We start from the raw sequence: 17,495 nt of genomic DNA, 5'->3' as shown, positions 1-17,495 counted from the left end.
CACCGGCCGCTGAGCCTTGCCGCACCCCGGAGACGCGGAGCTGGAAGCCGCCCCGATTACGCCTGGCCACGGCCAGCGGCAGGTCACCGAGCTCCACCACGGGCCGACGTCATCGGCCGTGGAGCCAAAGACGCACCCCAGTGCGGCAGTTGGGGATCACGCGGCAGCCTGGACGGCCTGGTCCGAAAGCCAGGCGGCGGCCATCAGGGCCTGCATGCGGGTGGAGGTCGACGGGCCGCCGTGTTCTGCCTGCTCTAGCGAACCGGACCGCGTTCATCGACGATCACAGTCGGCTCCGACAGGAAGACATCCCGGGCGACGGGACCGTAGGCAATGTTGAATGTGTCGAGCCAGTACGACCAACCGCGGATTCCCAGGGCGCTGTTGAACCGGTAGTTCAACTGCCAGCGGACCCACTGCCCGGGAAGAAGTCGAACTGCCGGCGGCCTGCGCGGGCGAGGTGGCAACCCGAAGAGTGGCTCCACACGAGCGAGTAACGCCTTCAAGCCCTACCTCGACCAGCGATGGCAGGAGGGCTGCACCAACGCCTGGAAGCTGTGGGAGGAGATCAAGGCACAGGGCTACCCGGACGGCTACGGCAACGTTCGCGCCTATGTCAGCCGGAACCTACGGGGCCCAGCCGGTCGGCCCCCGGCCGCCGTCCGCCCGCGCGGTCACCCGCTGGATCCTTAGCCACCCCGACGCCCTGGCCGAGAGCGACCGACTCCAGCTCGTACTGGCGAACTGCCCCGAACTGGACGCACTCGCCGGGCACATCCGTTCCTTCGCCCACATGCTCACCCAGCTGCAAGGCCACCAACTGCCGGCATGGATCGAAGCCGCAACCACCCGCCGACCTGCCCAGCCTCCAGCGATTCGCCCGGCACAGGAGCGCGACCTCAACTCCGTCACCGCCGGACTCACACAGCCGTGAACTCCGGAGTCGACGAAGGCCACGTCAACCGGATCAAGATGCTGAAGCGCCAGATGTTCGGCCGCGCCGGCTTCAAACTCCTCCGCAAGCGCGTCCTGCTCTACTCCTGAAAAGCTGTTCGGGACGCATCATTGATCAGCCCGAAGCCCTCCGGGAACTCTTCCAGGAACTCGCGGCGAGCCGGGTTGCTCTCGGCGGCTGCCAGCTCCTCAACCAGCCCGATCAGCTCCTGCTGCTGATCACTCGGTAGCGTGCTGACCACGCGGGAAACACCCTCCATGACCTTGACCGCGTCGTCCTGATCCATCTGTTCGTCTTGGCTGCCGTCGATGAACCACAGGACATCGACCAAAGCCTCGGTCAAGGCACGAGTCAGGGACGGGTACAAGGACGTCGCGAGGGGAGGAATAGTCAAGACCTGTGTACGAGGGGGCTGGCCGTCGGCAGGCGAGGGGGCTTGAGTCTCCCGTAGGGGGAGACACCAAGGTATGGGCATGGACGGCGACACGCTTTACTCGATCGGCGAGCTGGCTCGGCGGACCGGTCTCACGATCAAGACCATTCGGTTCTACTCCGATCGCGGAATCGTGACGCCGACGGACCGCAGCCCGGCCGGCTACCGCTTATACAACATCGACGCCGTCGCGCGCTTGGACCTCGTGCGGACCCTGCGGACACTGGGGCTAGACCTTCCCACGATCCGCAAGATCGTCGATCGGGAGCTCTCGCTCCCTGAGGTCGCCGCGGCGCATGCCGAGGCACTCGCGGTGCAGATTCGCATCCTGCGTCTGCGGCACGCGGTGCTGACAGTCGTGGCCGAGCGTGGGCTCACTCCCGAGGAGACCGATCTCATGCACCAGCTTGCCCAGCTTTCCGAGGACGAACACCGAGATCTCATCGGTGATTTCCTCGACACTGTCTTCGACGGTCTCGGCGCCGACCCCGCATTCGCAGGGGTCATGCGCTCGATGACCCCCGAACTGCCGGATACTCCCGAGGCGGAGCAGGTCCGAGCATGGGTGGAGTGGGCCGAACTGGCCCTGGACCCGGACTTCCGTGCCGGCGTGCGACAAATGGCCGAGGATCTGGCGGCCGAACGAGCACAGGGCGACACCACGGGCCCGCGCCGCGACTTCGCCGCAGCTGTCCGTGACCTGGTCGCCCCGGCCCTGACGGCGGGCATCGACCCGGCCTCCCATCAGGCCGATCCGATCGTCGCGGCGCTTGCGGATCACTACGCGCACATCTGCGGCCGCCCTGACGACGCCGAGCTTCGCCGTCGGCTGCTGCTCCGGCTGGAGAGTGTGAACGACCCGCGCAGGGACCGGTACTTCCAGCTACTCGCAGTGATCAACAGCTGGCCTGCTCCGGAGAGCCTGGCGCGAGTGCTCGACTGGTCCGTCGAGGCCCTGCGCGTTCGGACGCAGCGGTAGTGGGCCCGGAACCGTCTGTGCCGGGGCCAGACGCCGACGCGTACGATCGGCCGGTGACTGGCACCGCCGTACTGCGTGCGGATGCCACGCCGTCCGCTCCCGCCCTCGTTATTCGTCCCTGGTGCATGCAGGACGTTCCCGCGCTGGTCGAGGCATGCCGGGATCCAGCCTTGCGTCGGGGAAGACCTCGCGCAGGGCCTTCCAGAACCCGAGCGCACCGTCGCCGACCGCGAGCACAGGGGCGCGCATGCCGCGGCGCGCGCAGTCCCGCAGCAGCGCGGCCCAGGACTCGGACGACTCCCGGTAGCCGTCGGCCATCGCGACCAGCTCCTTGGTGCCGTCCGCGCGGACCCCGATGACGACCAGGACGGCGGCCTTGGCCTCGTCCAGGCGTATGCGCAGGTGGATGCCGTCGCCCCAGACGTAGACGTAGTCCGTGCCGGATAGGTCACGCTCATGGAAGGCGGCATGGTCGGCCTGCCACTGGGCGGTCAGCCGGGTCACCGTGACCGGGGACAGCCCGGCCGAGCTGCCCAGGAACTGCTCCATCGCCGGCACGAAGTCGCCCGATGACAGGCCGTGCAGGTAGAGCAGTGGCAGGACCTCGACGATCTTCGGGGACTTGCGGCACCAGGGCGGCAGGATCGCCGAGGAGAACCGCTTGCGCTCGCCGGTGGTTTCGTCGACGCGCTTGTCGTTCACCCGTGGGGCCTTGACCTCGATGGCTCCGGCGGCGGTGGTGACCTTCCGGGGCTGGTGGTAGCCGTTGCGGACTACCAAGCGCCGCCCCATCTCGTCCTTCTCGTGGGCCAGCTCGGCGATGTAGGAGTTGACCTCGGCCTCCAGCGCCGCGGCCAGCATCCGCCTCGCGCCCTCGCGGACGATCTCGTCCAGCAGGGAGTCGTCTTTCGTGGAGCCGTCGGGATTGACTACGGCGAGCACAGGCGTGCCTTCCCGACCCGCGCTGCGAACGCGGGCCTACTCGATGACCATCACGGGATCATCGGGAAGGTACGCCCTCTGCGTTCCTCCCGCACTGATCCACAGGTCTTGAGCATTGCTCTCGCGAGGGCCTCCCAGCGGATCAACGGCAGAGTCTGGCCATCCCACCACACACCACTGACATCACTGTCCGTGAGCCTCCACAAGAAGTGGACCAGAGCCCGAAGGCCGGAGTCGCTTGTCAACGTCTTCGGGAGTCATCGCGGCCTTACTGTTGCTCGCCCCATCGTCGCTGGTGACCCATTGGAGCGGTGTCGGTCGCTACCGATGGGTATCCGGCACCGGCGACCTGACCTCCTTTTGGGCACAACAATCATGCTCGCCCGCGTGGTGTCGTGTTCCCCGACGTCACGCGGGTGAGCATGTGCGGACCCAGCCCTCTTCCCGCACCGAGGGGATGCGATGCCCGACCGAGCTGAATGTGTCCGCCCCGCGGGCGTCACACCAAGGGGGCTCTTGTGGCGACAGCCGTCGGAGCAGTGGCTGTTCAGCGGCATCTATGGACTGGTGCTGGCCAGCGCCATGGTGGCCGCGCTGGACGCGACGGGGGAGGAGGCCGATCCCGGTGCGGACGCGCTGTGGGTACTGATCACCGCGCTGGCGTCCAGTGCCGCCCATGGATACGCTCACGTCATCGCCCAACGTGCGTCAGCCGACGGGGAAGCCACCACGAGCAGACTGCGGTCGGTGCTCGCCGAGTGGCCCTTGGTCGCCACCGTGCTGCCCACAGTGGGAGTACTGCTCGCCGCGGTAGCCGGGTGGTGGTCAGAGGCCACTGCGGTGGACGCGGCCCTGCTGTTCAACACCGTCGCCTTGTTCGGCTTGGGCGCCTGGGCCGCCCGCACGGCTGGGCAGGGATGGCCGTCCTCGTGCCGGGCAGGGGGCCTCGATATGCTCATCGGCCTCGTGATCATTCTGATGAATTCCGTGATCCATTAGCTTCCGTCGGGTGCCATGTCGGCGAAAGGCCGCGCTTCCTTGTCCATGACGCCCTTCCTGTTGTGCCGCCGCCGACGTCGGCAACCCGCGTCGCTTCGTCTTCACCCGGACCGCAGATCGATCGGACACGATGAGGAGGCTCCGGCGAAAGCGTTGCTGGAAGCGGGGATGAACGCCGGCCGCCTCGGCGGACTGGCACACCGCCTCCCTCTGCCGGCACCTGCCCCTGCCGTTCACCGGGCATGATGGTCGGGTGCAGCAGCCCTCTCCTGAACCAACACCGATCATCCTCGCCATTGACGACCTCAGGGCGCTGCCCCGAGCGACACGGCTCGCCCGCACAAGCCGCGAGGGAGTCCAACTCCTCCAAGAGCACCAGGACATCTTCATTGACGAGCTCTGGCTCGACCACGACCTCGGCGGGGACGACAACATCATGCCGGTGGTGGCCCTCCTGGAGGAGGCCGCCTTTCATGGAGACCCGTTCCAGATCGGCACTGTCTACGTGCACAGCGCCAACCCCATCGGGGCCGAGACTGTCGTGCGGTCCCTTTCACACTGGAAGTACCACGTTCGGCGGGCTATCGCCCAATGAGTAGCAGTGGCGCATCACGCTGGCACCAGCACATGCCGAGCACATCGAGGTCATCTCGTCGTTGGGCGGTGAACGGATGCCCTCTTCCCGTCCAGCTGCGCCACTTCGTTATCGCCGCGCGGACGGCCTCGGCGCGCGGCGGACACCGCGAGGCTTCGCGATCTATCTGAGGCTCATGCAAGGGGTGGCCGAAGTGCGCGCGAGGTGGGGCGGCGCGCCGCGCAGTCCCACTTCGCCGACCTCTACGGCGGCCACGAGCTCGCCGCGTTCGGCACCACCCTCGACCTGCACGAGCAAGGACAGGAAGCTGCCCTCGACGTCTTCGCCACGCTGCTCGAACTCGATAACCGGACCGCTCTGCGTCACACCCTGCGCGGCGGGCTCGCTCTGGCCCAGTTCGACGACCTCGGTCAGGCGGAGACGAGTGGCATCGGCGGACTGCTCGCGGCCATCGCCATGCATGAGGGAACCCGAGCTGGCGATCCCCGCGATCCCCGCGATCCCCGCGATCCCCGCGATCCCCGCGATCCCCGCGATCCCCGCGATCCCCGCGATCCCCGCGATCCCCGCGATGTCGGCGATGTCGGCGCTGCCTCGGCCCTCGTCTCAAGCGGCACGAGTGGCGTGCCGTACAGGGCGAGCCAGGCGGCGGCAGCAGCGTACGAGTGGATCGAATCGCTGCTCTCGCTGCTCTCGCTGCGCTTGCGGCGGGCGTTCGGCGCCGAGGATCCCGGCACGGTCACCGATCCGAGGACGACCGCCGCGCGGTGGCACACCCACGTCCTGCAGACCTGGCTGGTGACGCACGGCGAGACGGCCCGCTTTACCGCGCGCATGGACTGTCGCACTCCCAACTCGGCGCAGACAGCGGCGCATTCACGAGAGGTGTACTGGGCTCCGCGATCCTGCGCTGAAGTGGGTCCTCCCAGCGAGGGGAGGACCCACGTGCTTGATCAGCCGATGGATGTGCGTTTCGCCCAGTAGCTGTTGGACGGGACGATCTCTGTTCCTGCCCCGGCGAGAGCAGTCCGGCTGCCGGTGTAAAAGCGGACCGATCCGTCGGCCCTTACGGTCCAGATGTCGGGGATGGCGTCGCCGTTGGCGTCGGGTGTCCCGATCAGTATCGGGATGCTGGCGGCGGTCCAGCCCGAGGAACCGTACACGCTGTCCACTCCGTCCGTTGAGCCGGCGCTGCTGGCAAGCGAGCTGAGTCTGACACCCCCGTTCTCGGCGATGCCCTTGCGCAATTTGAGCTGCCCTGTGGTGTCGCCCCGGAAGACGAGGTCGGTCACGCCGTCACCGCTGACGTCCTGCACGGTGACGATGTCGCAGCAGTGCCAGCCGGAGGGGCTCAGCCGGGTCGCTTGGTCGATGGAGGCGCCGTGGTACCCGGTGAACGCCCACAATTCGGTGTTGCTGCCGTTCATGACCGTGGCGAAGAACTGCTGTTCCAGATCTTCACCGAATGCGAGGAACGGCATGCGATCGCGATCGCCTCGAGCAGGCCGTTCACCGAATGGGACCAGACCTTCACCGACAAGCGGCTCTGCCAGGCCATCGTCGACCGGCTCACCTTCGAGGCCCACATCATCGAGACCGGAAACCAGTCCTTCCGCCTCGCCAGCACCACCGCCAAACGCAAAGCGGCCGCCGCCTGACCATGAGAGCGGTCCCGTGGTGAGAGCGATGCGCGCCCCTCGCTCTCACCACCCATGGATGCCCACAACGAGCGACACCCCGCTCAAGCCCCGCATGCCTGAACTGGGACACTGAACGAGTTGAGTCTCATGGGTGGGGGTCCATATGAACCGCAGGCTGTTCGGCCTCGCATGCACGCTGGTTCTGGCAGCATCGGTGAGTACGACCGGATGCTCCAGCCGATACTCCCCATGCCCGGGAGCGGACCAAAGGCCCGAGGGACTGAACACGCAGGACCTGGTCGGCACCTATGAAGACTTTGCCGCAAGGTTGGCTCTCCGCAACGACGGGACTTTCACAACGGTCGGATGGCCCGAAAGTCTTGAAGAAGCCGTCGGCGACCCTCGGGACAGAACCGGAAGCGGAACCTGGGAGCTGACTCCCGCCCACGCCACCGACTGGCCCGTCTCCTTCAGCTTCCACAAGATCAGCGGCTACTGGGACAGCAATGTCAACGGTGGTTACTACGGAAGTGGACTCTACGTTGGCGGCAGTCGAGAGAATCCACACCTCTACGAATACGTCGGCGACCCCGACAGTTGCGACCTCCACACCCTGACGCGAAACAGCTGAGACGCCGGACACACGGCCTTCTGCACCTGGCCCAGCGCGTCGTCTGCACGTGAACTACTGCGGTCGCAGTGCCTCAACAAGGCGGCCGCCCGTCCGCGTTCCTGTCAGGGGAAGCAGCCGGGCAAGCGCCGTGGACCACACGCCACCGGCCGCCGCGGACAGCCGTCCGCACCTCGCTACCTCCGTCCCAAGACACTCGCGAAACGTCACCCGATCGAGGGGGGGCCACTTCAAGCCGTTCTCTTGCGGCACCGTCCTGACTCCTCACCCACGCGGCTCGAAAGTGGGGCCAGACGAATCCGGTCCGGTGGGGCCACATCACACCGTCGAAAACAGAGGAGCCAGGGCAGACAACCCTACGCTCGCCATCTACGGCATTTCACCGGACGGCGATCTCCAGTGGTACCGCCATGAAGGCTGAACAGACGGTACAAACCGTTGGACAGTCGGAGTAGGCGGAAGAAGTGTCAGCGGAGGGTGGAACATCCACAGCACCGTCTTCGGCGGCGGCGGAGTGATCTACGGAATCACGCCGGACGGCGATACTCCGCCCGCCGACCGTCGGGAGTGTCGGTGCGTCAGACCGACGGGATGTGCGTCAGACCGAGGGATGTCGACGCGGCCTTCGGCGATAGACGTCGCGGCCCGCCGCTCATCCCCGGGTGGTAGGAGTAGTGGGTAGGCGCCGCCCCGTACGTGCCCCGGCTCTCGCTGCCGAACCGGCGGACGCGGACATCTGCACGACCAGCGGCGCCCGGCAGCACTCGTCACGCACCGGCCACAGCCCGGCGACTTCGCGACTGTCCAGTCAGGGATCCTCCTCGTGCGTTGACTCAGGAGTTCCCGGATCTGGCGTTCGCGGCATGCTTCCCCCCGATGCGGCAAGCCCCCAGTACACACCCGTCGCCCCGCATGCCGACAGAGCGCCTGGGGCGCCGCCACACGTGATCGATGCAGCCCTCCGGGCAGTCAAGCGGCGCCCGATGCAGGCGCCCCGCCGGAAGGAAGGGGTGGTGGTGGACTCCCGGGGTGGTGCTGACGTGCAGGGCCGGCCAGTTGGGCGCGTGCCCGCTGGCCGGACCGTTCGCCGATGCTGTTACATTCGAGGGTCCGGCTTGAGCAGCGCGAAGACTGCCCCGGCTGGGTCGGAGGCCCAGGCGATCCGGCCGACTTCGGGGACGTCGGCGGCTGGCATCACCACTGCGCCGCCGTTGCCCTCGACCGCCGAGACGGTGGCGTCGACGTCTGTCACGTGGAAGTACGGCACCCAGCGAGGCGCCGTCGATGACCCGCCGTCCGCACCGTCGCTCTGCGGCGCCACTCCGCCGAAGGAGCCCTCCTCCTGGTTGCCTTCGCCGATGCTCAGCACCCGGTACGTCATCCCCGGCGTCTCCATCTCGGCGTACCGCCAGCCGAACACGCCGGCGTAGAAGCCGATAGCGGCGGCCGGGTCGGGTACGTGGAGCTCCACCCACACCAGGGAGTTCTCCGCGGAGGCCTGCTCCAGCCCGCGGGTCCTGCCCGGCTGCCAGGAGGCGAACTGGGCGCCCTGCGGGTCGGTGAACTGCGCGAGCCAGCCCTCGCCCATGACGTCCATGGGCTCCATCCGCACGGTCCCGCCCCCGGCGCGCACGGCTTCGGTGGTCGCCTGCATGTCGGGGCTCTGGAAGTGCACCATCCACGCGGAGTGCGCGCCTTCCTCGGTGAGCGGACCGAGCGCGGCGAGGGTCTTCCCGCCGAGCCGGAAGTAGCCGTACCCGCCGGCCTCGGGTCCGGCGGAGACGAACTCCCAGCCGAAGACTGTCCCGTAGAAGGCGGCGGCCGCGGCGGTGTCGGGGCTGCCGAGGTCGAGCCAGTTGGGAGATCCGGTACGGAAGGCGGTGCCGAGCATGCGGTCCTCCAGTGGTACGGCGACACGGTCGCTGACCACCTTGCCCGCCGCTCGCGCGCGTGACTGCGTACTGCCGCCCGGGCCTCGGTGGATTCATCCGTTCGGTATCGCAACGGTCGCCGCACTCGCGTGGGAGAGCATCACCGGCCGATCGATTTCACGGCTCTGTCCACAGTTCCGTGCATGATCTTGAAGTTGGTGTTGTGTCAGAGTGGTGCTGAGTACCAGAGAGCCGGGGCGACTCTGCGTGCACGCAGGCAGGGAAGGGCGGGGACATGGCGGCGGCGGAGTTTCACTTCGCTGACGGCCGGTTGTTCTGCGTCGCGGTCGACCCGGTCCACGGACCCCAGGTGAAGCTCTGGGGAGGGGAGTTGACCCGCCTGCATCCCAGGCGACGTGGATCAATTCCTGGGGCACGCTCCGGAGGCGTGTCTGGCCCTGATGCGGTTGGCGAACCGGTCGCTCTTCCACGGTGAAATGGGTGCTTCCTCGGGCAGAGTGGGGTCACCGGTTTCCTTTCCGGCCGGTTCGGGGACGAGGACGCGCAAGCAGCGCGGCCGAGGCGCGCAAGGCCCCGTACTCCTGGTCGGTCATCAACGTGCTCGACGCTGGGTCAGGGGAGGGTGTGGCGGTCATCTCGGGCTCCGATCGTGCGGTGGTCCCGCTCAGGCGGGCAAGGTGCGGGCGGCAGCCGCGGGCGCGGCGAAGAGGCGGTGAGGAGCACCCGGTGCGGGCCCAGGGATAAACCGGGTGAAGAACTCGGTGCCGATGATCTCGGCGCGTTCGGCTTCGGGCAGGCGGGCGAGCAGGCCCGGCAGGGGCCGGGGGCGGGCGACCCTCGCTGCGGTGCGCGAGGATCGCGGCCCACTTCACCGCGGTCCACGGTGAGACGTCAACGGTCGTGGTCACGTACGCGTCCGGCGCCGCGAGGACCGTCTTCCCGACGTTCTGCAGCAGCGGGCCGAGCAGCAGCACACCGGATTCCGGGTGCGTGGCGGCGTACAGGGCGGTCGGCTGCCAGGGCTCTCCGGCGTCGGGGTACAGGTGCGGCAGGCCGGCGGCTTCGGCGGCGAGGAGGGTGATCTGGTGGGCGCGCCGGTGGTCCGGGTGGCCGGTGAGCTGTCCCAGGGCGTCGTGGCCGATCACGATGTCGGGCCTGAACTCGCGGATGTGTGCGACCAGGCGGCCGACGGCCTCGTCGAGGGGGCGTCGACGAGGCGCGCGGCGCCGTCGGGTGCCGAGGCGGGGTTGCGGGCATCGGCGTAGCCGAGCAGCCGCGGGGCCCCGGCACCCAAGGCGGTCAGGGCGTCGGCGAGTTCGGGGATGCGGTGGGTGTCGGCGGTCCAGGTGGCGGTGGCGACCGCGGTGCGGGCACCCGCGGCGGCGTGCTGTGCGAGGACGCCGCCGTCGAGGAGGGATTCGTCGTCCGGGTGTGCGAAGACTCCCAGGAGGGAGGACATGCTCGGTTGTGTCACAGGGGTGCCTCCGGGCAGGGGCGGGCCGGTCAGTGGGAGGGGACGGGGGTGTGGGTGAGCTCTTCGGCCCGGCGCGCGATGAGCGGGGTGGGGGTGGGGTGGACGCCACGGGTGCAGGCTTGGGGGAGCTGGGCGAGGGCGACGAGTTCGCCGGTACGGCAGGCGTCCGTGTCCAGGACGTGGGCGAACTCGCGTCGGATGCGGGCGGCGGTCGCCGGTGTGGCGAGCGAGTACGCGTGAAAAAGGCCCAGGTCGTAGCCGACAGGCAGGCGCCCCCAGTTCTCCCAGTCCAACAGGGCTAGGGGCTCGCGGGTGAGGTTCGCCCAGTGCAGGTCGGCATGCCCGGTCGTGGTCTCGGTGATCTGCACGGGGTCGATGCCGAGGAAGCGGCGGAAGTTCCGGTCGACCCAGCCCTGGCGTACGGATTCCCGGTCGGTGGGCACCGTCGCGAGCGTGGCGAGCGCGGACTTCAGCTCGGACCACCAGGCGTCCGGGAGCGCGATGTCTCGGGCAAGGGCCGAGGTGCCGCGGGTGACCGGATGGACCGGCACGTACTCGGTGAGCTCGGCCCGGTAGGCGACGCCCGCTGAGGCCCAGTCGAGGACGCCGCGAAGCCGCGGGCGCGATACCGATCGGGGCACGGCGGTGTCTGCGGTCGCCCTGCCCTCCCACAGCCGTCCGCCGGCCTTGTCCACCGCGGCGGAGACGACCCGCAGCCAGCAGTCCCCGGCCCGGCGCCCCAGGGTGCGGCCCTGCCACCCCCACACCTCCGGGCCCGATGCGGACACCTCGAACTGCCGGGCTGCCGCTGTGTGCGCGCCGCATCCGGTGCCTGTCGTCGTGCTCCGCCGGCGCGGCGAACACCGCCTGGTGTACCGCAGGTTCCACCGGCACACCCCCTCTGTCACGATCTCGGCCCCGGGGTGCTCAACGGGCCGGGGCAGCGGCACGTCACGGCCCGGCCAGCGGAACACCAGACGGCAGTGGTCCTTGTCCACGATGTCGCCGGCGGGCAGCAGAGCGTCGGGCGTGTCGGCCGGGTGGACGGTCAGTACGGGGTCGGCGTGCTGGTCGTTGTCGTCGGCACGCACGTGGCGGTCCCAGGCCAGGACCGTAGCTGCCAGCTGCTCGGCGAGTTCGTGGCCCTGCTCGCCGAAGGCGTGGACGACCCACTCCGATTCCTTGTCCTGCGGGCGGTCGCCGTCCTTGGTCTGGACGTGGATCAGGTAGGCGAGGGAGGCGTCGCCGACGATCGCGGGTGCGTCGCGGCCCTCCGCGATGGCGGTCACGGCCTTGTCCGGATCCTGGTGTGCGGCCAGTCGGCAGAAGCCGGGCAGGGTGGTGGCCGCGTACAGCTGCAGGGAGCCGAAGTAGGCGTTCGCCCCCATGGTCACGCCGGTGGTGACCTCGTGCCGCAGCCCGCGTACAGCTTCGCCCAGGCCCCCTGTCTCCGCGGGGTGCCGTGGCTGTCGTCGAGCAGCATCGTCACCACGCGCGCATCCGTGGGATCGGCGACCAGGTCGGTCTTCTCGGCGAGTTCGCGCACCGCGGCGGCGGCGAAGTCCTCCGGGCCGGTGGTCTTGCCGCCGGGCAGCTCCAGCATGCCGCGCGTCGACCGGCCGAGCAGGACCCGGCCGGCCTCGTCTGTGACGACGGCGAGGGCGCCGGTCAGGGCGTGGCCGGTGGTCGGCTTCTTCTCGACGGCCCGGGTGTCGGTGTGGAGGGGCCGCGCAGGACCAGGAACGCCAAGCCGTCCGCGTCCAGCCGCTGCACCGTCTCCCAGCCCGCGCAGAGCAGGCCGATCTCGTCCTCGTCCAGGGCGATACCGCGCCGCTCCTGCGGCGTGGTCTCCGCCACCGGCGTGATGACGACGAGCGCACCGCCGTCCCGCAGTCGCTCGCCCAGCCCGTGCACGACGCGGTCGCGTTCCCTCAGGAAGGGGTACATCAGCCGCATCACGACCAGGTCGTACCCCTCTGCGTGCAGCGGGGCCGGGTCGTCGCGCTCGATGTCCAGCGTCATCCACCGCACACCTGCGACATCGGCGTGCTCCTCGCGGGCCCGGGCGATCGCGCTGCCGGCGAAGTCGCAGGCATCCACGGTGTAGCCGACACGGGCCAGGTGGACGGCCAGCCCACCGGTTCCGCAGCCCACCTCCAGGGCCCGGCCGCCTCCATGGGGGGCCGGGGTGTGTTCGGCGAGGAGTTCCCGCTCGCGCTCACCGAGCTGCCGGAACCCCTTCCCGTCGCCGAAGTGCTGCTCCCACTGATCGCGGGCGATGTATGTCAACGTGCTGCTCCTCATGGTGGGCGGAGACGGTCATCAAGGGCGCTGTGAGGCGCGGAGCCCGGCCAGCGTACGCAGGCCGCGCTCCACCAGCTCGGGAGCTCCGTGGGCTGTGCCGTAGGGGATGCCGGAGACGGCATCGAGGACGGACAGGGCTGTGAGCTGGGCCTCTTCCTCCGGGGTGAAGGGGCGGCGGTAGCCGTCCATCACGGCCTGGAACAGGTCGGGCCGGCCGTGCCACGCATCAGACAGCCGGACGAAGTCCCGCACCGCCGGGCCTTCCTCCGACCGCTCGAAGTCGATCACGTACAGATGGCTGATGGTCTCGTCCCAGCGCAGATTGCGGAGCTGGAAGTCGCCGCGCGTGGGCACCGTCTCCAAGGGGGCCAGGCCGGCGGCTGCATCAGCGGTGGCGCGGATGAACTTCTCGTCGCCGGGCGCGAGGTGGGGCAGGGCTCCGCTCAGGTGCCGCTCCAGCTTCTCCAGGGGCAGGGTGCCGGGGGCCGGACTGGGTGGGGCGGCGTGGTGGATGGCCGCTGCGAGATGCCCGATGCGGTGGAAGATCCGGCGCTGCCGCTCGGGCGGGTCGGTGTTGCCGTGCAGGGATCGGCCTCCCACCGCGGTCAGTACGACGGCCCGCAGCGCCGCGTTGGCGGCTACCAGCCTGGGCGCGGCCGCTCCGAGGGTGGGAACCCAGCCGCGCAGCGCGTCCACTTCTCGGTGGTGGAAGCGGTCGTTCTGCAGTGGTGTCTGGGGTTTCCAGGACGGCATTCACGGTCAACACCGCATCATTCTCGCCTCGGGCGGTCCGGCCCGCCCAGCAATTTCTCCCGGGGGCTCATCACGCCGGGAGAACGCGCTTCGGAGGAGGCCGAAGCCGGCGCGGCCGGACCTCTGGCGCCTGAGCATCTTGATCCGGTTGACGTGTCCTTTCATGACCGGTGAGGCCGGCGGCACCTGTCAGGCCGCCACATCAGGTCGCTGGCGAGGCCCTGCGCCCGCTGCGGCGACCCTCACACGGCCGAGCCCGACGCAGACGACGCCGGTGCCGGCGCGACCGTCCCGCCGGACGACGCGGAGCGGGCGCTGGAACAGGGTGTCAGTTCAGGCGCCCGCCGAGGCCGCCGGGTCGCGCCCCGTGCGGCGCGACCGGGGCCGGGTGCGCTGACCGGGGCAGTGCGCCGGCTGGCTATCGCTTTGCGACGGTGTAGTTCAGGTGGGTCACCCGGGACGATGTGTCCGTGCGGGTCTGGTGGAGGACCAGGCGGTCGGGTCGAGGCGGTCGAACAGGCGGATGCCGTGCCGAGCAGTACGGGCGCGAGGGTGATCGTGAACTCGTCGATCAGGCCGCTGTCCAGGTACTGCTGGATCGTGTCGGCGCCGCCGGCGATGCGGACGTCGCGGTCGCCGGCGGCCTCGCGGGCCCGGTCGCGGGCGCTGGAGATGCCGTCGTTGACGAAGTGGAAGGTGGTGCCGCCGGGCCGCTCCCACGGGTCGCGCCGGGTGTGGGTGACGACGAACACCGGGGTGTGGAACGGCGCCTCCTGCGGCCATGCCGGCTCGCCCGCGTCAAGCATGCGCTTGCCCATGACGCTCGCGCCGGTGCGCTCGTAGGTCGCCCGTGCGATGTCGTTGTCGAGTCCTTCCTCGCAGCCCTCGCCGAGCTTGAGGTTCTCCCGGGAGAACCGCTGCGGGAACGCCCACGCCTGCAGCTGCGCCCACTTCGTCATCCAGCGCTGGACCCTCGGGTCGCTGTGCCCTTCGGGTGAGAAGACGAGCTCGGCGGGCACAGGTTCGGCGCGATGAAGCCGTCGAGCGACACGGTCACGCTGAAGAACACCTTCCCCGCCATAAGCTCTCGTCCTGGCCCATCGGGTCGGGAACGTCGCGGCCGGGCAGGTAGAGGCGGAGCTTGCGGGGCGTTGCGGCCGCCGCCGATTGTGCGGAGGGTGACGAGGACGGCGGCGTCCATCGCCAGGACGTCATCCGCCCAGTCCATCCTCCAGGGTGATCTGCCGTCCGCGGTGGTGGGTGAGGTCGGGCCCGAGCCGCCGCGTCTGCGGATGGCGTCTCAGGTGTGCGGGGCTTGGGCTTCAGACCGCCGACAGTCTGTGCCACCAGTGACTGCAGCCATCGGAGCAGAAGCGCTCGCGGCGCCGTGCGTCGGCGATCGTGAGAACTGCGATCAGCAGTCTGAACGCTTTGCGGCGTTCGTCCATGGGTACGAGACCAGCGATCCTTCCCAGTTGTTCGTCGATCCGGCCTCGTGAGATCAGCACTGCCGGCGTATGCGTCGGGCGTAGCCCGGCACGGCGGATGGCCTCTTGCGCGTCCTCGGAGGCAGCGCTTGCCTGGACGCAGTGATGGCCCAGGAACAGCAGCACCTCGGATTGCTCTTCCTGGCCGAGGCCGTCGAACCATTCGATGCCCTCTGACATCGGGCGCAGCCCCTGCGCGAGCTCGTTGAGCAGGACGTCACGTTCGTTCATGACTGCCTCCTGTGGAACGGGCGCCTCTCCGAGGCGGTGATGAGGATTGAGTGCAGCACCACCAGATCGACCACGCCTTCGGCGTCGTCGGCCCAGCGGGTGGTCTGGAGCGGGTGTACCTGGCCGAGGAAGACGCTAACGGCTCCCTCGCCCCGCTGAGCTGCGCGGCTACCAGGGCCCGTATCGAATGTGTTGGTCCCGGCCACTCGTTGAGGGCCGCGACGACGGGGACGCTTGCCTCGTGGCGGGATGATCCCGGGCTGGCATCGATGGGTCCGGTTGAGGGCCCTGTTCGGGCTGGTCGGCCACGGCGGCGGTGAAGCGTGCCGCGAGTGCCGCGACCGCGGCACGCAGCTCTTGACCGCCCTCGACGCGGAAGGCGAACGGCAGCCTCGCCAGCCATTCCTGCGCGTACATGGCGGGGTTGCGGGTGCTGCCGACCAGCACGCATCCGTCCCCGAAGGCTTCAAGCCGTCCCATGGGCGGCCGGATCCAGGGGGCCACCTCGGTCACAGGGAGGTCGAACACCACGCGGGTGGAGAACTCCCATCCCAGGCCCAGGTTCTCCTCCAGCACCGCCACCGGGTCGAGACCTTCGGGTGGTTCGAACCCGTGCCCGGTCCGCCGGACCGCGCGGACCCGGTCGACCCGGTAGGTGCGGATTGCGTCCGCGCGATGGGAGTGGCACAGCAGGTACCAGCGCCCGTAGCGGGCGACGAGGGACCAGGGGTCCACCTCCGCCTCCCACTCGTTGCCGGCCTCGCTGCGATACGTGACCAACACGCGGTGCCGGGCCGCGACGGCACCGACGAGCTCGCTGGTGATGGCCGGATCCGGGCGGGCCGAGTACGGGTCTGGTGCGGCCGCCGCGTACTCCCGCAGCATTGCCGCATGCTGGCCGACGCTCTCCGGCAGCGCCTTGACGACCTTGCCCAGGGCGGTGCTGACCAGGTCGTCGGCACCGGCCGCGCTCGGCTGGCCGCTGAGTACGGCCGTCACCAGGCCGAGGGCCTCGGCCTGCGTGAAATGCACAGGGGGCAGCCTCGTCCCGCGCCCCAGCCGGTATCCGCCATGCGGTCCCCGGGTCGACGCCACGGGGATGCCGGCCTCTCGCAGTATCCCGACGTATCGGCGCGCGGCTCGCTCTGTGACGCCCAGCCGTACGGCAAGTTCACCGGCCGTCGTACCGGGGCGGGCCTGGATTATCTCCAGGGCTCGCAGTGCTCGCGCGGTGGGGCTGAGATCGTTCGGCACGGGAGCAGGCTAGTGCGCTCCACCGGGCTCCAGGGTCAAAGAGCCGCGGGATCCCCGGCTGCGTGGGGCGAGGGCGAACGGGGCTGGTTCCCGGACTTGGCCGCCACCGAACGTCGCCTGGACGGTCGCCGGACAAACCGGCAGTGGATTGTCCGGATCTCCTCCTACGGTGACATCCGTGCAGCAGAAGAAGGAGAACTGACCATGGACATCCTGCTCATCGGCGGCCTGTGGCTGAACGGATCCGTGTGGGGCCGTGTCGCCTCCGCGCTGGAGGCCCTCGGCCATCGCCCAGTGCCGCTGACCCTCCCGGGCCAGGGGGACGGCTCCGCAGCCGCCACGCTCGACGACCAAGTGGACGCGGTGCTCGCCGCTGTGGACGCGGCGCCCGGCAAGCTCATGGTGGTGGGGCATTCCGCCGCCTGCTCGCTGGCCTGGCTGGCCGCCGACCGGCGGCCGGGGCGGCTGGCCAAGGTCGCCCTCATCGGCGGCTTCCCGTCCTCCCACGGTCAGCTGTACGCCGACTTCTTCGAGGTGAGAGACGGCGTCATGCCCTTCCCGGGCTGGAGCCCGTTCGAGGGGCCGGACGCCGCCGACCTCGACGACAGGGCCAGGGGAGAGCTGGCGGCTGCCGCGATCCCCGTGCCCCAGGGCGTGGCCAGGGGCTTGGTGCGGCTGGCAGACGACCGGCGGTTCGACGTCCCGGTCGTGGTCGTATGCCCGGAGTTCACGCCCGCGCAGGCTCGGGAATCGATCAACGCCGGCGACGTCCCGGAGCTCGCCCGGGCCAAGCGTGTCGACTTTGCCGATATTGACTCCGGTCATTGGCCCATGGTTACCAAGCCTGCCGAGCTGGCCCGGATCCTGGCTGCGGCAGCCGGCGCGGCCTGACGGGATGACTGCTGGGCAGGGGGCCTTCCCCCGTG

The 17,495-nt window shown here is 69.6% G+C and carries 17 protein-coding genes and 4 pseudogenes; 8 read left to right on the top strand and 13 right to left on the bottom strand.

The window, feature by feature from the left end; translation table 11 throughout:
* Positions 1 to 254: 254 nt before the first annotated feature.
* Positions 255 to 497: pseudogene (locus ABZZ79_RS32450) on the bottom strand (hypothetical protein); the annotation flags it as partial.
* Between the two features lie 116 nt (positions 498 to 613).
* Here ABZZ79_RS32450 and ABZZ79_RS32445 point away from each other — a divergent pair.
* A complete protein-coding gene (locus tag ABZZ79_RS32445) occupies positions 614 to 934 on the top strand; it encodes a hypothetical protein (RefSeq protein ID WP_356694979.1) in 321 nt (106 codons plus the stop codon).
* A gap of 100 nt (positions 935 to 1,034) precedes the next feature.
* Here ABZZ79_RS32445 and ABZZ79_RS32440 read toward each other — a convergent pair whose 3' ends face one another.
* Positions 1,035 to 1,298, bottom strand: coding sequence for a hypothetical protein (locus ABZZ79_RS32440; RefSeq protein WP_356694917.1), 264 nt, complete (start codon positions 1,296 to 1,298; stop codon positions 1,035 to 1,037).
* A gap of 130 nt (positions 1,299 to 1,428) precedes the next feature.
* Between ABZZ79_RS32440 and ABZZ79_RS32435 the strand changes: the two genes are divergently transcribed.
* Positions 1,429 to 2,367 carry a MerR family transcriptional regulator gene (locus tag ABZZ79_RS32435; RefSeq protein ID WP_356694915.1) on the top strand — a complete coding sequence of 313 codons (939 nt, stop codon included), beginning with the start codon at positions 1,429 to 1,431 and terminating at the stop codon, positions 2,365 to 2,367.
* A gap of 174 nt (positions 2,368 to 2,541) precedes the next feature.
* Here ABZZ79_RS32435 and ABZZ79_RS32430 read toward each other — a convergent pair.
* Positions 2,542 to 3,309, bottom strand: a pseudogene (locus ABZZ79_RS32430) (IS256 family transposase); the annotation flags it as partial.
* Positions 3,310 to 3,771: 462 nt separating this feature from the next.
* Here ABZZ79_RS32430 and ABZZ79_RS32425 point away from each other — a divergent pair.
* The 3 genes from ABZZ79_RS32425 (at position 3,772) to ABZZ79_RS32415 (ending at position 5,887) form a co-directional block, all read left to right on the top strand.
* Complete coding sequence (locus ABZZ79_RS32425; RefSeq protein WP_356694913.1) at positions 3,772 to 4,308, top strand: hypothetical protein; 537 nt, start codon at positions 3,772 to 3,774, stop codon at positions 4,306 to 4,308.
* Positions 4,309 to 4,561: 253 nt separating this feature from the next.
* The gene (locus tag ABZZ79_RS32420) at positions 4,562 to 4,903 is read left to right on the top strand and encodes a cyclic-phosphate processing receiver domain-containing protein (RefSeq protein ID WP_356694911.1); all 342 of its coding nucleotides are present in this window, start codon (positions 4,562 to 4,564) and stop codon (positions 4,901 to 4,903) included.
* A gap of 204 nt (positions 4,904 to 5,107) precedes the next feature.
* Positions 5,108 to 5,887, top strand: coding sequence for a hypothetical protein (locus tag ABZZ79_RS32415; protein ID WP_356694909.1), 780 nt, complete (start codon positions 5,108 to 5,110; stop codon positions 5,885 to 5,887).
* On the opposite strand, the gene ABZZ79_RS32410 is transcribed toward ABZZ79_RS32415, so the two are convergent.
* Complete coding sequence (locus ABZZ79_RS32410; protein ID WP_356694907.1) at positions 5,857 to 6,219, bottom strand: hypothetical protein; 363 nt, start codon at positions 6,217 to 6,219, stop codon at positions 5,857 to 5,859. The two genes, ABZZ79_RS32415 and ABZZ79_RS32410, sit on opposite strands and share 31 nt — an antisense overlap.
* 66 nt (positions 6,220 to 6,285) lie before the next feature.
* Here ABZZ79_RS32410 and ABZZ79_RS32405 point away from each other — a divergent pair, with 66 nt between their 5' ends.
* Both ABZZ79_RS32405 and ABZZ79_RS32400 read left to right on the top strand, forming a co-directional pair.
* Positions 6,286 to 6,561, top strand: coding sequence for an ATP-binding protein (locus ABZZ79_RS32405; protein WP_356694905.1), 276 nt, complete (start codon positions 6,286 to 6,288; stop codon positions 6,559 to 6,561).
* Between the two features lie 145 nt (positions 6,562 to 6,706).
* Positions 6,707 to 7,174 (top strand): hypothetical protein, encoded by a 468-nt coding sequence (locus ABZZ79_RS32400; protein ID WP_356694903.1) that lies wholly within the window; start codon positions 6,707 to 6,709, stop codon positions 7,172 to 7,174.
* Between the two features lie 1,096 nt (positions 7,175 to 8,270).
* Here ABZZ79_RS32400 and ABZZ79_RS32395 read toward each other — a convergent pair.
* The 9 genes and pseudogenes from ABZZ79_RS32395 to ABZZ79_RS32355 form a co-directional block, all read right to left on the bottom strand.
* Positions 8,271 to 9,065: a VOC family protein gene (locus tag ABZZ79_RS32395; protein WP_356694901.1), complete on the bottom strand. Its 795-nt coding sequence runs from the start codon at positions 9,063 to 9,065 to the stop codon at positions 8,271 to 8,273.
* A 665-nt stretch (positions 9,066 to 9,730) separates the two neighbouring features.
* Positions 9,731 to 10,525 (bottom strand): annotated as a pseudogene (locus ABZZ79_RS32390) (PIG-L family deacetylase).
* Between the two features lie 44 nt (positions 10,526 to 10,569).
* The gene (locus ABZZ79_RS32385) at positions 10,570 to 11,934 is read right to left on the bottom strand and encodes a hypothetical protein (RefSeq protein ID WP_356694899.1); all 1,365 of its coding nucleotides are present in this window, start codon (positions 11,932 to 11,934) and stop codon (positions 10,570 to 10,572) included.
* Positions 11,931 to 12,167: an NUDIX domain-containing protein gene (locus ABZZ79_RS32380; protein WP_356694971.1), complete on the bottom strand. Its 237-nt coding sequence runs from the start codon at positions 12,165 to 12,167 to the stop codon at positions 11,931 to 11,933. The genes ABZZ79_RS32385 and ABZZ79_RS32380 overlap by 4 nt, the downstream gene beginning before the upstream one ends.
* A gap of 41 nt (positions 12,168 to 12,208) precedes the next feature.
* Positions 12,209 to 12,829, bottom strand: a complete 621-nt coding sequence (locus ABZZ79_RS32375; protein WP_356694897.1) for a class I SAM-dependent methyltransferase — start codon at positions 12,827 to 12,829, stop codon at positions 12,209 to 12,211.
* A gap of 33 nt (positions 12,830 to 12,862) precedes the next feature.
* Positions 12,863 to 13,597, bottom strand: coding sequence for a phosphotransferase (locus tag ABZZ79_RS32370; RefSeq protein WP_356694895.1), 735 nt, complete (start codon positions 13,595 to 13,597; stop codon positions 12,863 to 12,865).
* Between the two features lie 242 nt (positions 13,598 to 13,839).
* A complete protein-coding gene (locus ABZZ79_RS32365) occupies positions 13,840 to 14,556 on the bottom strand; it encodes a dihydrofolate reductase family protein (protein WP_356694893.1) in 717 nt (238 codons plus the stop codon).
* Positions 14,557 to 14,919: 363 nt separating this feature from the next.
* Positions 14,920 to 15,315, bottom strand: a complete 396-nt coding sequence (locus ABZZ79_RS32360) for a DUF5958 family protein (protein ID WP_356694891.1) — start codon at positions 15,313 to 15,315, stop codon at positions 14,920 to 14,922.
* Positions 15,316 to 15,621: 306 nt separating this feature from the next.
* Positions 15,622 to 16,569, bottom strand: a pseudogene (locus ABZZ79_RS32355) (WYL domain-containing protein); the annotation flags it as partial.
* Positions 16,570 to 16,773: 204 nt separating this feature from the next.
* On the opposite strand from ABZZ79_RS32355, the gene ABZZ79_RS32350 reads away from it, so the two are divergent.
* Complete coding sequence (locus ABZZ79_RS32350; RefSeq protein ID WP_356694889.1) at positions 16,774 to 17,460, top strand: alpha/beta fold hydrolase; 687 nt, start codon at positions 16,774 to 16,776, stop codon at positions 17,458 to 17,460.
* The last annotated feature ends 35 nt before the right edge of the window (positions 17,461 to 17,495 follow it).

It is taken from the genome of Streptomyces sp. NPDC006458 (assembly GCF_040612135.1).
GTDB lineage: Bacteria > Actinomycetota > Actinomycetes > Streptomycetales > Streptomycetaceae > Streptomyces.
Note: the sequence above shows the minus strand (reverse complement) of the source record. Positions and strands in the feature narration are given on the sequence as shown.